We start from the raw sequence: 13,515 nt of genomic DNA, 5'->3' as shown, positions 1-13,515 counted from the left end.
CATATGAAACGTTTCTTATTGCTTTGCATGTCAATGTTGTTTGTCGTCGGAATTATTGCAGGGTGTTCGTCGAGTGACGCAGATAGTTCAGGTGATTCTAGTACTAGTGGGGATTCAAAAGCTGGTGATAGTGATGAAGTGGTAACTCTAAACTTCTTTCAGTTCAAGGTTGAAATTGCGGATCAGCTTCAAGAAATGTTAAAAGAATTTGAAGCAGAGCATCCAAACATCAAAGTAAAGCTTGAAACAGTTGGCGGCGGAGCAGACTACGGTGCTGCATTAAAAGCTAAATTTGCATCTGGTGAAAAGCCTGATATTTTTAACAATGGTGGTTTTAATGAATTAGAACTTTGGAAAGAGCATTTAGCTGATCTATCTGATGAGCCTTGGGTTGACCATTTACTTCCAATTGGGAAAGTGCCGATGACAGATGAAGATGGAACTCTTTATGGTATGCCAGTGAATCTTGAAGGATACGGATTTGTCTATAACAAAGATTTATTTGAGCAAGCTGGAATTACAGAAGCACCAGGGACTATGTCTGAACTCACTGCTACAGTTGAGAAATTAGAAGAAAATGGAATCACGGCATTTGCTGCTGGATATGGCGAGTGGTGGGTAATAGGACAGCATTTATTAAATATTCCATTTGCGCAACAAGATGATCCTGCCGCATTTATTGATGGATTAATAGAAGGTACAGAATCATTTGTTGGAAACAAACATTTTGAAGACTTTAAGCAAGTGATTGACACAGAAATCAACTATGGTAATACAAATCCTTTAACAACAGACTACAATACGCAAGTAACACTATTTGCTTCAGGTGAAACAGCAATATTGCAACAAGGAAACTGGACTGAGAACATGATCTATCAAATCAATCCAGATATGAATATGGCGTTCTTGCCGATTCCTTTAAATGACGAAGCTGATGCAGATCGTATTCCAGTAGGTGTCCCTAATAACTGGGCGATTAATAAAAACTCTGAGCATCTTGAAGAAGCAAAATTACTTCTAGATTGGATGGTTTCTTCTGAAACAGGTCAACGTTATATGACAGAAGAATTTGCCTTCATTCCAGCATTCGATAACATTGAACCAGTAGGATTGGGTGCACTAGGAGAGTCAATTCTAGACTATTCTGTTGAAGAGAAAACAATTCCATGGACATGGTTCATGTGGCCAGATGGAGCCAACCAAGATTTTGCGGCAGCTATTCAAGAGTATGTTGCAGGCCAAATTGAGTACGATGAAGTTCTAGAGAAGTTCCAAGCTACTTGGGATAATTTAAAGTAATTCTTCTTCCAAATTAACGAAAGCATATCTATACGTAGATATGCTTTCTGTTTTATACTTTACGTATAGAAAAAGCGGGGAGGCACTTCGTTGTTTAAAAGAAGCATAAGAAATAAACTTATTGTTTTATTATTACTAATAACGATCATCCCTTTTGGCAGTTCAATTATCGTTACGTATCTATATACGAAAGAATCATTAAAGGATCAATCAATTCAAGAAAACGTTAATCTCCTATACCAAGGGAAAGTCAATATCGATAACTATTTAAGAGAATTAAATAACTTCACTCTATCTTTTTATAGCAATCCAGATCTTATGAATTATTTACGAAAGTCATATGGCAGCAATGATTATCTGTCGATGGGTGTTGTTAATAATGTATTACGAGCACTGTTATATAGTGATGAGAACATTAACAAAGTGTACATGTCGATTGTAGGTGATCAGCAAATCGTATCATCGTCTAGACAGTCTACCATTATCTATTCTGAACAAGTAGACATAAATATGGAAGCGTATCAAAAGGCTAAGGACAACCCTAATAATTTGTATATTGAGTCAAACAATCTTTCAAATATGTTTACGATTCATCGTGCATTCAGGAATGTTCCTGCTAATCATATTCTTGCTTATCTCTCTTTAGAAATAAAACCAGATAAGATTAATGAACTGAGTCATTATCTTTATAATGACAAGGAAGAGGAATTTTATATCGCGACCCCAGAAGGTCATTTCATTTACGATTCAAGTTCAGACTTACTCGTTCATGACTATCCGAAATGGATGAATAAGCTTTTAGAATCTACTGAACAAAGTGGCACCTTTGAGTGGAAGGATTCAACATTTCAGGGTGTAGTGGTGTTTGATAGGCTTTCTGATGCTTCTGGAAGTTGGATTTTAGTTAAAAGAATTCCTTTTACTACTTTGTACGAGAGCGCATATGGCGTAGCTATTATAAATATTATATTTGGAGTCATTGGATTAACACTGGTTATATTAGCGACCTTTTTTGTTTCGTTTAATATAACATCACCGATTAGGGTACTTTTACAAAACATAAAACAAGTTGAAAAAGGAAAGATGCAAGTTCAATTTCAATCACTTGGAAATGATGAGATTGGGGTTCTTGGTCATCGGTTTAAGTTGATGATCGAAAAAATCAATCATTTAATAAATAGAGAATATAAGCTGGAATTAGAAAATAAAACAAATCAATTAAAAGTTCTACATTCACAAATCAATCCTCACTTTTTATATAATACACTGCAATCGATTGGTACAATGGCATTAAAAAGTAAGGTGCCAGAAATTTATTCGTCTTTAACTGATCTGTCGCAAATCATGAGATACAGTATGAATATGGATGAAGATGTTGTACCATTAGCAAAAGAGATCAATTACACCAAATCGTACCTTTTATTGCAAAAGCAACGATTTGGTGATGATTTACACTATATTCTCGATGTACAAGAAGATGCGCTTGATGTTAAAGTTCCGAAAATGATATTACAACCGATCATTGAAAATTATTTTAAACATGGGTTTGATATACGTGAAGGGGTAGGAGAACTAAAAATTAAATGTAGGAAAAAAGACTCTCATTTGTTTATTGCTATTCGTGATAACGGAATAGGCGTATCAGAACAACGCCTCAAAGAAATTCATGACCATTTACATGCAGAACAAAACAATAGTAAAACAGATTCTAATATAGGATTAAAAAATGTATATGCTCGATTAAAATTGTATTACTCAAATCAAGCTCTGTTTAAACTTCAAAATCGGAATTCAGGTGGCTTTCTTGTTACAATGAGGCTTCCGTTAGAGATGGAGGGTGGAATACATGAAAGCGATCATCGTTGATGATGAAAAGCATGTCCGTGAAGGTCTCCAGTTATTAGCTGAGTGGGAAAAGTATGGGATTGATACCATTCTAGAAGCGGGTGATGGTGAAGAAGCGATGAAATTAATTACTGAACATCAACCGGCTATTATTTTTACAGATATGCGCATGCCAAGATGTGATGGGATTGATCTTTTAAAATGGATCGATTCCTCCAACCTGAATTCAAAGACGATTGTCATTAGTGGTTATGATGACTTTAAGTATACGAAAAATTGTATTACGTATGGCGGTTTTGATTATATACTGAAACCTATAAATCCCAAAGAGTTGAACGATTCCTTAGCTAGGGCTGTAAAAGAATGGAGCAAAGAGAATAATAATAGGTTATCTACTTTGGAAAATGAAAAGGTGGTTTGGGATCATCTTCTCTCTGGGAGTTTGGAGAAAGCGAAACTATCGAGACGAGCTGTAAACCAAATTGAAGAAGAGTTTCAAGTTGACCTTTCGTTTACTTCTTATTCAGTAGCTTTAATTCCCATGAAGATGCTGATTCAAAAAAAATACCAAGGCGACGCAGAACATGCTTTCTCTTCCGTATTGACAGTTTGTAATGAGCTGCTACGTACAAGTGAAAATAAGGGAATTGCCTTTCGTAATCTTACGAAAGAGGAAGAGCTTGTCTTGCTTTTTTTAAGGGATCGTACTGACGTTTCAAATGTAAAGGCTAAAGTCATCTCTCAGATAATTCAAGAAATAAATATGGATTGCAAATTTGCAATAGGTAACCCTTCTCATCAATTAGTAGAGGCATACGAATCAGCATCCTCCTTTTTAAATCAAATCAATCTTCTAGATGATGCTGATCCTTCAGTGAAAAAAGAGGTTCATAGAGTAGTACACCTCTTTGATTATTCAGAGGAAATAAAATGGGCAATTCAAAGTGGAAGCATCGATCAAATTCATGGCATTTTAGAACGTATTTTTATGATGTTTAGTGAGAGAAGCTATTTTTCAATGGAACAACTTGATGTATGGGAAACCCAATTTAATATTTTAAAAGAACATTGGCTGAAAGAATATGAAATAGGTAGTCTAGATTCTTTGTATAAGGGAGTCCATTACTGGCATGACAATGGCCGTTTCTCATTTACTCATTTTCAAAAGGAAAAGAAAAGAGAATTTCATGAGTTAATTCAAGCTGTCTATCAGGTGCATTTTAAAAAAGAAAAAAACAGTCTTCAAATGATTGAAGAATATATTAGAAAGAACTATCAAAAAGATATTAAACTACAAGATATTGCCGATCGATTCTTTTTAAGCAGAGAGTATATTTCAAGAAAATTCAAGCAGGAATTTCAGGAAACGATAACGGATTATGTTACGAATATACGAATTAAAAAGGCAAAAGATTTGTTGGAAAACCCTTACCTGAAAATTTATGAAGTCGCTGAAGCAGTTGGCTATCAAAATGATAAATATTTTATTAAAGTGTTTAAGAAAATAGAAGGGATTACACCGAGTGAGTTCAGACATTCTCTTGCTAGTAAGGGAGGAGAATAATAGCAATATTAAACAGTGAACTAACTAGTATTAAGGAGTAAAGGCAGTTTTGAACCATTTCTCAAACTGCCTACTAACTATATATAATAAAAGTATTGTCTTTTTTATTAGTTTGAATTAAACTATAGTTGAAATTAGTTTATGAAAACGTTATCGTGAATAAGAACAGATTCTCCTTTAAGAAGAACCATTTATTTAGATGAAAGGAGAAATTATGGCAACGATAGAAGATGTAGCTAAATTAGCAGGGTTATCTAGAGCAACTGTCTCTCGAGTAATTAATAATCACCCATATGTTACTGAAAAAAAAAAGCAACTTGTGTATCAGGCAATGAAGGAGTTAGAGTATTATCCTAATTCATCTGCACAACGGTTAAGAAAACAAAGAACAGACGCCATTGCTGTACTTGTTCCTAGCCTGACTAATCCATTTTTCCCCTTTCTTATCGAGGGTTTAGAAATGGTAGCAGTAGAGAACGGACTGCAATTGCTAATTTGTCAAACGCACCATAACAAAGAGAAAGAACTAAGCTTTTTAAATCTTTTACAAACAAAGCAGGTAGATGGGTTAATCTTTACGTCTATCGAAAATGACTGGGAAACGATTGCTTCTTACCAAGAATGTGGACCGATTATTATGTGTAATGAATATAAATCGGAATCTCCAGTTCCCGTTGTCCGCCTTGATCAAGTGAAGGGGAGTTATAAAGGTGCTCGTCATTTGATTGAAAAAGGGCATAAGAAAGTAGCCTATTGTGGTGGCACGAAGGGTGAACTTGGTGCTGATCGTCTAAAAGGGTTTAAGACTGCGATGGAAGAATTCAAGCTCGATGTTAGGGAAGAATGGATGTTTCGTGATTCGCCTAGCATAGAGTGCGGTAAAAAAATATTGAGAGAAATTACCTCAATGGAAAACAGACCAACAGCAGTATTTGCAGGTAGTGATGAAATAGGAGTAGGTATTATTAAAGAAGCAAAAAGTCTTGGTTTGCGTATTCCAGAAGATATTGCCGTCATTGGTTTTGATGATCTACCGATCGCAGAATTAGTGGAACCACCTCTTACAACTATCAGGCAACCTATTAAAGATATGGGAAAGAAAACGATGGAAATCATGACTTCTATGTTAGCTAAACAAAGTACGAACAATGAGAAACAAGTTTATGAATTACCAATACAACTAATTATTAGAGAGTCGGTTTAATATGAGATCGATCTCAGAATTGAGATTTATTGAGTTTTTAACACGGATTTGTGAGATCGATTTCACATTCAGTATAAGTGTTTTTTAGTAGCGGTCCAATTTGAGTGAAATATTTATTAAAGGGCCTGAAATTGATTTCATAAAGGAGGTGTTAAAAAACGAAAAGGTTAGTATTGTTCTAGAAATCGGGGAAAAGTAAGGCTGATCACGAAACTTGGAATTATAAAGATAAACGAATGAAAAACACTTTTTATTAAAAGTGAAATATTAGGAGGCATAAACATGTTAAACGTAACAGTATGGAATGAGAACCGTCATGAACAAAAGAACCCGGTCGTACGCGACATTTATCCAGAAGGGATTCACGGGGCAATTGCTGGCTTTTTACAGGGAGAACAAGTAGAGGTAAAAACGGCTACGCTTGATGATCCTGAACATGGATTAACAGAAGAGGTGTTAAATCAGACAGATGTACTGCTCTGGTGGGCACATCTCGCTCATGATGAAGTAAGTGATGAGATCGTCGAAAAAGTGAAAAAGCGAGTACTAGAAGGAATGGGCCTTATCGTCCTTCACTCAGGTCATTTTTCTAAAATCTTTAAGAACTTAATGGGAACTACGTGTGACTTAAAATGGCGTGAAGCAGACGAAAAGGAACGTTTGTGGGTAGTCGATCCAAGCCATCCGATTGTGGAAGGAATTGGTGAATACATCGAGCTTGAAAAAGAAGAAATGTATGGTGAACATTTCGACATTCCGGCTCCTGATCAACTGATTATGATGAGTTGGTTCGAAGGTGGAGAAGTATTTAGGAGTGGTTGTACATACCAACGTGGGAAAGGAAAAGTTTTTTACTTCCGTCCAGGACATGAGACGTACCCAACGTATCACAACAAGGAAATTCAACGAGTGATCACAAATGCCGTACAGTGGGCAAAGCCAACAGATCGTGCAATGCCTGTTTATGGAAATGCGAAGCCGCTTGAAGAAATCAAGCTAAAAAACTAAAGATGCATTAAGCCATTGCATCGACCTTTTTATCACACACTAATATTTAGGGGGAATTGATTATGAGTAAAATTAAAGTAGGCGTTATCGGTTGTGGAAGTATTGCCAAACATCGTCATATACCTGAGTATGCGAACAACGAAGAAGTAGAAATTGTTGCTGTATGCGATATTGTTGAAGATCGAGTACATGAGTTTGCAAAAGAATATAGTGCAAAAGCTTATACTAGTTATGAAGAGTTACTTACAAATCCTGATGTTGATGCAGTCAGTGTTTGTACACCTAACTACTTACATGCTCCAATATCAATTGCTGCACTTAGAGCAGGAAAGCATGTTCTATGTGAAAAACCAATGGCTACTTCACGTGTGGATGCAGAAGCTATGATTGCAGCTTCGAAAGAAAATAACAAAAAGCTGATGATTGCCCATAATCAACGCTTTGTTCCTTCTCATCAAAAAGCAAGAAAGCTGATTGAAAACGGTGAAGTTGGAAAGATTTATAGCTTCCGTACGGCATTTGGTCATGGTGGTCCAGAAGGATGGAGTGCGGATGGTAAGGAGAGTTGGTTCTTCAAAAAGGAAGAGGCATTCATTGGGGCAATGGGAGACTTAGGTGTTCATAAAACTGATTTACTAAGATTCATTCTAGGTGAAGAGTTTGTTGAAGTGGGTGCATTCATTGAAACGAGTGCTAAGCAAAACGCAGATGTTGATGACACGGCAGTGTGTGTGTTAAAAACAGAAAGTGGTATTATCGGTACGCTTGCTGCGAGCTGGTCTTATGTATCAAAAGAAGATAATTCGACCATTATTTACGGCGAAAAAGCAATAATTCGTTTAGAAGATGATCCAGTTAACTCTCTTGTCATTCAATATAAAAATGGAGAAGTGGTCAAATATGAGCTTGGTGGTATTCAGACTAACGAAGCTGGTGGGCAAAACAATACGCAAGTCGTTGATCAGTTTATTTCTTCTATCATTCAAGATGTAGAGCCTCCTGTGACAGGAGAAGAAGGTATGAAGTCTCTTCAAGTTGTTCTATCTGCTCTTGAATCAAATGAAACAAAACGAATTACAAGCTTGTAAGGTGAGGATGACCCAGATGAAAAAATTACGAATGGGGATTATTGGGGCTGGAGGGATTGCTCAAGGTCGCCATATCCCCGCTTATCAACAATTGTCAGACAGTGTCGTAATTGAAGCTGTTTGTGATGTGAATATCGGAACAGCGCAAGCGGCTGCTAAAGAATTCGGCATTGAAAAAGTGTATTCAGACTACTGGGATCTATTCAGTGAAGTAGATGCTGTTACGATTTGTACACCGAATAAATTTCATGCGGAAATTACAATTGCAGCTCTTGAAGCGGGTGTTCATGTCCTTTGTGAAAAACCGATGGCGATGAATACAGAAGAATGTGAATCGATGATTGAAGCGGCTGATCAGTCAGGGAAAGTACTTTCAATCGGCTTCCATTATCGTTTTATGAAAGATTCACAAGCAGCCAAAAAGGTGATTTTGAAGCAGGAAATCGGAGAGCCTATTGTAGCGAGAGCACAAGCGTTAAGAAGAAGAAAAGTTCCTGGTTGGGGCGTTTTTACAAATAAAGAACTCCAAGGTGGAGGAAGTCTCATTGATTGGGGTTGTCACTTTTTAGACTTGTCGCTTTGGTTACTTGGAAACCCAAAACCTGTTGAAGTGATGGGGAAGTCGTATAATCAGTTAAGCAAAATGCCGAATCAAGTGAATCAATGGGGGAGATTTAACCATGAGACATTTGAAGTGGATGATCATGTAACTGCCTATATTACGTTTGAAAACGGGGCATCGTTGTTATTTGAAACGTCGTGGGCTGCTAATATTAAAGAAGATGTTGAAAGTGTCAGTATCTCTGGACAAACCGGTGGCATCGATTTATTTCCGTTTGAACTGAATCAAGCGAAACATGGCATGCTTATAAATAGTCAAGCGAATTGGATTCCAGGTGAAGAGGACTCTGGAATCTCTCAAGTTAAAAATTTTGTCGATACTTGCTTAGGAAACGATGATCTCATCGTGAAACCAGAGGAAGCGATGCAAGTGTCACAAATAATTGATGCTATTTATAAGAGTAGTGAAACAGGTCGGAGTGTTAAAATAGATTATAAGGAGGACTTGTAATGAAACTAGGAGTTTTTACGGTACTATTTTCTCAAAAGAACTTTGAAGAAATGTTAGATTACGTAAAAGAAGCTGGTGTGAAAGCTGTTGAAATTGGAACAGGTGGATATCCTGGTAATGCTCATTGCGATATTGATAGTCTATTAGAGAGTGAAGAATTGCGGCAGGTGTACATGGAGAAAGTGGCGTCTCGTGGTTTGGAAATTAGTGCTTTTAGTTGTCACGGAAACCCAATTTCACCTGATGAATCTTTTGCAAAAGAGTCTCACGAAGCTTTAGTGAAAACGATAAAACTCGCAAGTTTAATGAAAATTCCGGTTGTAAACTGTTTTTCAGGTACGGCAGGAGATCATGAAGGGGCGAAATACCCAAACTGGCCTGTTACTCCTTGGCCCAATGAATATGGGGACGTCCTAAAATGGCAATGGGAAGAAAAATTAATTCCATATTGGAAAGAGTGGGGCCAGTTTGCGAAGGATCATAATGTGAAAATTGGACTAGAACTGCATGGCGGATTCTTAGTTCATACTCCTTATACACTCTTAAAATTAAGAGAAGAAACGTGCGACGCAATTGGTGCAAACCTTGATCCAAGTCATTTATGGTGGCAAGGGATTGATCCTGTAGCGGCAATTAAAATTTTAGGGAAAGAAAATGCAATCCACCATTTCCATGCCAAAGATACGTACATCGATCAAGATAATGTGAATATGTACGGATTAATAGACATGCAACCTTACGGGGAAGTGCAAACAAGAGCATGGACGTTCCGCTCAGTTGGTTGTGGTCATAGTATTCAAGAGTGGTCAGATATGATCAGTGCATTGCGTACATATGGATATGATTATGTTGTAAGCATCGAGCATGAAGATCCAATTATGTCCATTGAAGAAGGATTTGCTAGAGCAGTGAAAAATCTGAACTCTATCATTATTGATGAAAAACCTTCTGATATGTGGTGGGTGTAGGTAACTAGTGATGAAAGAGGCTACTCAAATTTTTGAGATAGTCTCTTTTTTAATAGAAATTGGATTTACTCATTTGAAAAAAAATTATAAAGTTTTTATCGAAGAGGGTGTTCTGTTTTTACGAAGAAAATGAGAGACATCCTTTATAATTCTTATAATTCCGATTGGCGAACATTCTTATAATGAAAGCGATAAGCTAAAAAGGAAATGCGAATATTGGCGAAATGTTTTTTGTTAATCTACGACTCTTCTATATTGCCATTAGAATGTGATTAATCTATAATTCGAATTAGAAACAGCATCTACAAAATAATGTAATGAGTAAGGGGGATTTTTTTGGAGCAGCTCGTCAATTGGCTTAATGGTGCTCTTTGGAGTACACCGATGATCATTTTTTGTCTTGGTGTTGGGTTATTATTTTCCGTTCTTACCCGCTTTTTGCAAGTTAGACATCTAAAGGATATGGTAAGCCTTACTTTTAAAGGGAAAAGCTCCTCAGCGGGTATCTCTTCGTTTCAAGCTCTTGCTATTGCACTTTCAGGGCGTGTTGGTACAGGGAATATAGCTGGTACAGCGACAGCGATTGCCTTTGGGGGCCCGGGTGCAGTCTTTTGGATGTGGACAATTGCTTTCATTGGAGCTTCTAGTGCTTTTATTGAATCAACACTTGCTCAAATGTACAAAGAGAAGCAAAATGGTCAATACCGTGGTGGGCCAGCTTATTATATTGAAAAAGGAATCGGCTGGAAATGGTATGCTGTGATCTTTTCAATTGCTACGATTCTTGCTATGAGTTTATTAATGCCTGGAATTCAAGCTAATTCGATTGCAATAGCTGTCGAAAATGCGTTTTCAATCAAAACATCTGTTACAGGTCTTATTTTAATTGCTGTTATTGGTATTATTATCTTTGGTGGAGTGAAGCGGATCGCGAATGTAGCACAATTTGTTGTTCCATTTATGGCTGTAGCGTATATTCTTTTATCGCTTATAATTGTGTTTGCGAATATTACTGAATTACCCGCCGTTATCGCTTTGATTTTTAGTAGCGCATTTGGTGCCGACGCGGCCTTTGGGGGGATTATCGGTCTTGCTATTTCATGGGGGGTGAAACGTGGAATTTATTCAAATGAAGCAGGGCAAGGAACGGGTCCTCATGCGGCTGCTGCTGCAGAAGTATCACATCCAGCTAAACAAGGACTAGTTCAATCATTTTCTGTTTACATTGATACACTGCTTGTCTGTTCAGCGACGGCGTTTATGATTCTTTTTACAGGTATGTATAATGTTGAGAGTCCGAGTGGTGGCTATATAATTAATAATATTAGTGAGATTCCAGCTGGGGCAGGGTACACCCAAGCTGCCATTGAGTCAGTACTTCCGGGTTTTGGTGCCTCATTTGTTGCGGTTGCATTATTTTTCTTTGCTTTTACTACTATTATGGCTTACTATTATATGGCTGAAACGAACATTGCTTATTTGATTCGTGGTAAATTTACTAAATATGGAATGTTTCTTTTAAAAGTGGTTTTACTTTTAGCTGTATTCTTTGGTGCAGTTAGAGAAGCTGATCTAGCATGGGCGTTTGGAGATGTTGGATTGGGTTTAATGGTGTGGCTGAATTTAATAGCGATATTAATTCTTGCCAAGCCTGCTCTACGTGTCTTGAAGGATTATGAAGCGCAAAAGAAACAAGGGATTGATCCTGTATTCGATCCGAAGAAGCTAAATATTAAGAATGCTGATTTTTGGGAGAATGAATACGAAGAAGATCAGAAGAAAAATAAAGATAAGCTTTCAAGTTAAATAAATAAGAGTCTTCCTTTAACGGGAGACTCTTATTTTGCTTTAGCGTGCTATTGGAATTGTAGTTATCTATAAGTAATTGCTCTTGCCTAACCTTATTTTAAGGCGAGATAAGTGCGCCCTCCGTGAATCGATTAAATAATTTCTAAGCTAGGGACCATTGACTGACGAAGAATTTCTACTGAATGATCAAATTGCTTTTTCTCATTTTCATTTAATTCTATCTCTACAATTTGTCTAATTCCATTTCGGTTAAGGATAGCAGGTGCTCCTATATAGACATCGGAATGTCCGTATTCACCTTCAAGGTATACAGAAACAGGAAGTATGCTGTTTTCATTTTGCAAGATAGCTCTTGTTATTCGAACTAGTGACATTCCTATCCCGTAAAAAGTAGCTCCTTTTCGATCAATGATATGATAGGCTGCATCTCGCACATTTTCGAAAATCTTTTCTAAATCGCCTGTATTGTAGTGATCGTTTTTATCTATAATGGTATTGAGTTTCTCAACTCCGATTGTTGTGTGGCTCCAAACAGGCAGTTCTGTATCACCATGTTCTCCAATGATATAGGCATGAATGTTACGAGCGTCAATTTCAAAATAGTCGCCTAACATATAGCGCAATCTAGCGGAATCCAAGGTAGTTCCAGATCCAATGACTCGTTCTTTTGGTAAACCAGAAGTTTTCCATGTAACGTAAGTCATAATATCAACAGGGTTCGTTGCGACTAAAAAGATGCCATCGAATCCGTTGCTCATGACGTTAGTAACGATCTCTTTAAAAATGACAGTGTTCTTTGCAACTAAATCAAGTCTTGTTTCACCTGGCTTTTGTGCAAGACCTGCAGTAATTACAACCAAGTCTGCTTGTTGGCAGTCTTTATATGTTCCGCTCCATACTTTCATGGCACTTGGAGCGAAAGGAAGGCCATGATTTAAATCCATAGCTTCTCCTTCAGCGCGAAGTTCATTTACATCTATAAGAACTAGTTCTTCAATAACTCCTTGGTTTATTAATGAATAAGCGTAGCTACACCCTACAGCTCCTGTTCCGATCAGAACCACACGATTTACTTTTCCATTCATAGATAACGCCTCCTTTAAATCTCTATATGCATAGTATAACACTTGTTTGTGAAAACATTCACATTATCTGTGAATATATTGTGAAATGATTCACAATATATTCGAATATGGTAATTATTAGCAGGAGTTACTGTTGGGTTTATATAAATATTGTGGTTTAGGAATTTTATTCTTCTTTAAGATAACCTGTATATTTACTCCATATTATAGTACGAATTAATTCATTTTCAAAAAAATAATCGATTTTCATTTATATATTTGTAAATACCGTAGTTTTGTGATAAAGTATTAATTCTGAGTTTAAAAAAATATTCCGCAACTAAAAAAATATTGCGTAGAATAAAAAATTGCGGTAGAATATTTATCGGTCTTATAGATCGACAGAAAGCATCTTTTGCATCTAAAAAAATGTTCGGAAGTTGTTGCATAGAATTAAAACGTGTGTTAATATAGTAAATGTCGCTAACGAGTGACGTTTGTTGCTGAAAAGCAGCAGCGAAGAGTTCTTTGAAAACTGAACAAAAGCCAAGCGAAATAGAGATAGTTTTGTTGGTGTTTATCAACGAAACCACA

Annotated in this window: 11 protein-coding genes; 9 read left to right on the top strand and 2 right to left on the bottom strand. The window is 36.8% G+C overall.

Going from position 1 to position 13,515, the window contains the following annotated elements; translation table 11 throughout:
• Positions 1-3 precede the first annotated feature (3 nt).
• The 9 genes from SAZ04_RS13720 to SAZ04_RS13680 all read left to right on the top strand — a co-directional run bounded on the left by SAZ04_RS13720 (position 4) and on the right by SAZ04_RS13680 (position 11,854).
• Complete coding sequence (locus tag SAZ04_RS13720; RefSeq protein WP_332696046.1) at positions 4-1,299, top strand: ABC transporter substrate-binding protein; 1,296 nt, start codon at positions 4-6, stop codon at positions 1,297-1,299.
• A gap of 90 nt (positions 1,300-1,389) precedes the next feature.
• Positions 1,390-3,165, top strand: a complete 1,776-nt coding sequence (locus tag SAZ04_RS13715) for a sensor histidine kinase (RefSeq protein WP_332696043.1) — start codon at positions 1,390-1,392, stop codon at positions 3,163-3,165.
• The gene (locus SAZ04_RS13710) at positions 3,146-4,708 is read left to right on the top strand and encodes a response regulator transcription factor (protein WP_332696041.1); all 1,563 of its coding nucleotides are present in this window, start codon (positions 3,146-3,148) and stop codon (positions 4,706-4,708) included. The genes SAZ04_RS13715 and SAZ04_RS13710 overlap by 20 nt, the downstream gene beginning before the upstream one ends.
• 214 nt (positions 4,709-4,922) lie before the next feature.
• The gene (locus SAZ04_RS13705; protein ID WP_332696039.1) at positions 4,923-5,912 is read left to right on the top strand and encodes a LacI family DNA-binding transcriptional regulator; all 990 of its coding nucleotides are present in this window, start codon (positions 4,923-4,925) and stop codon (positions 5,910-5,912) included.
• A 282-nt stretch (positions 5,913-6,194) separates the two neighbouring features.
• Positions 6,195-6,920 carry a ThuA domain-containing protein gene (locus SAZ04_RS13700; protein WP_332696037.1) on the top strand — a complete coding sequence of 242 codons (726 nt, stop codon included), beginning with the start codon at positions 6,195-6,197 and terminating at the stop codon, positions 6,918-6,920.
• Positions 6,921-6,982: 62 nt separating this feature from the next.
• Positions 6,983-8,008: a Gfo/Idh/MocA family protein gene (locus SAZ04_RS13695; RefSeq protein ID WP_332696035.1), complete on the top strand. Its 1,026-nt coding sequence runs from the start codon at positions 6,983-6,985 to the stop codon at positions 8,006-8,008.
• Positions 8,009-8,024: 16 nt separating this feature from the next.
• A complete protein-coding gene (locus SAZ04_RS13690) occupies positions 8,025-9,080 on the top strand; it encodes a Gfo/Idh/MocA family protein (protein WP_332696033.1) in 1,056 nt (351 codons plus the stop codon).
• The gene (locus tag SAZ04_RS13685; RefSeq protein WP_332696031.1) at positions 9,080-10,048 is read left to right on the top strand and encodes a sugar phosphate isomerase/epimerase family protein; all 969 of its coding nucleotides are present in this window, start codon (positions 9,080-9,082) and stop codon (positions 10,046-10,048) included. The genes SAZ04_RS13690 and SAZ04_RS13685 overlap by 1 nt, the downstream gene beginning before the upstream one ends.
• Positions 10,049-10,384: 336 nt before the next feature.
• Entirely contained in the window at positions 10,385-11,854 is a 1,470-nt protein-coding gene (locus SAZ04_RS13680; RefSeq protein ID WP_488803348.1) for an alanine/glycine:cation symporter family protein, read from the top strand.
• Between the two features lie 134 nt (positions 11,855-11,988).
• Here the strand turns inward: SAZ04_RS13680 and SAZ04_RS13675 are convergent, their stop codons facing one another.
• A complete protein-coding gene (locus tag SAZ04_RS13675) occupies positions 11,989-12,942 on the bottom strand; it encodes an L-lactate dehydrogenase (RefSeq protein WP_332696029.1) in 954 nt (317 codons plus the stop codon).
• A 227-nt stretch (positions 12,943-13,169) separates the two neighbouring features.
• On the bottom strand, positions 13,170-13,515 hold a 346-nt coding region (locus tag SAZ04_RS13670), incomplete at its 5' end, for a hypothetical protein (RefSeq protein ID WP_332696027.1).

The sequence above is a fragment of the Halalkalibacter lacteus genome, assembly GCF_036663595.1.
Classification (GTDB): domain Bacteria; phylum Bacillota; class Bacilli; order Bacillales; family Bacillaceae_D; genus Halalkalibacter; species Halalkalibacter lacteus.
The sequence above is the reverse complement of the archived record's forward strand: the minus strand, read 5'-3'. Positions and strand labels throughout refer to the sequence as shown.

Coding starts and splice junctions, on each gene's coding strand:
- SAZ04_RS13720 (WP_332696046.1), top strand. CDS start 4: ATGAAACGTTTCTTATTGCTTTGCATGTCAATGTTGTTTGTCGTCGGA.
- SAZ04_RS13710 (WP_332696041.1), top strand. CDS start 3,146: ATGAAAGCGATCATCGTTGATGATGAAAAGCATGTCCGTGAAGGTCTC.
- SAZ04_RS13705 (WP_332696039.1), top strand. CDS start 4,923: ATGGCAACGATAGAAGATGTAGCTAAATTAGCAGGGTTATCTAGAGCA.
- SAZ04_RS13700 (WP_332696037.1), top strand. CDS start 6,195: ATGTTAAACGTAACAGTATGGAATGAGAACCGTCATGAACAAAAGAAC.
- SAZ04_RS13695 (WP_332696035.1), top strand. CDS start 6,983: ATGAGTAAAATTAAAGTAGGCGTTATCGGTTGTGGAAGTATTGCCAAA.
- SAZ04_RS13690 (WP_332696033.1), top strand. CDS start 8,025: ATGAAAAAATTACGAATGGGGATTATTGGGGCTGGAGGGATTGCTCAA.
- SAZ04_RS13685 (WP_332696031.1), top strand. CDS start 9,080: ATGAAACTAGGAGTTTTTACGGTACTATTTTCTCAAAAGAACTTTGAA.
- SAZ04_RS13675 (WP_332696029.1), bottom strand. CDS start 12,942: ATGAATGGAAAAGTAAATCGTGTGGTTCTGATCGGAACAGGAGCTGTA.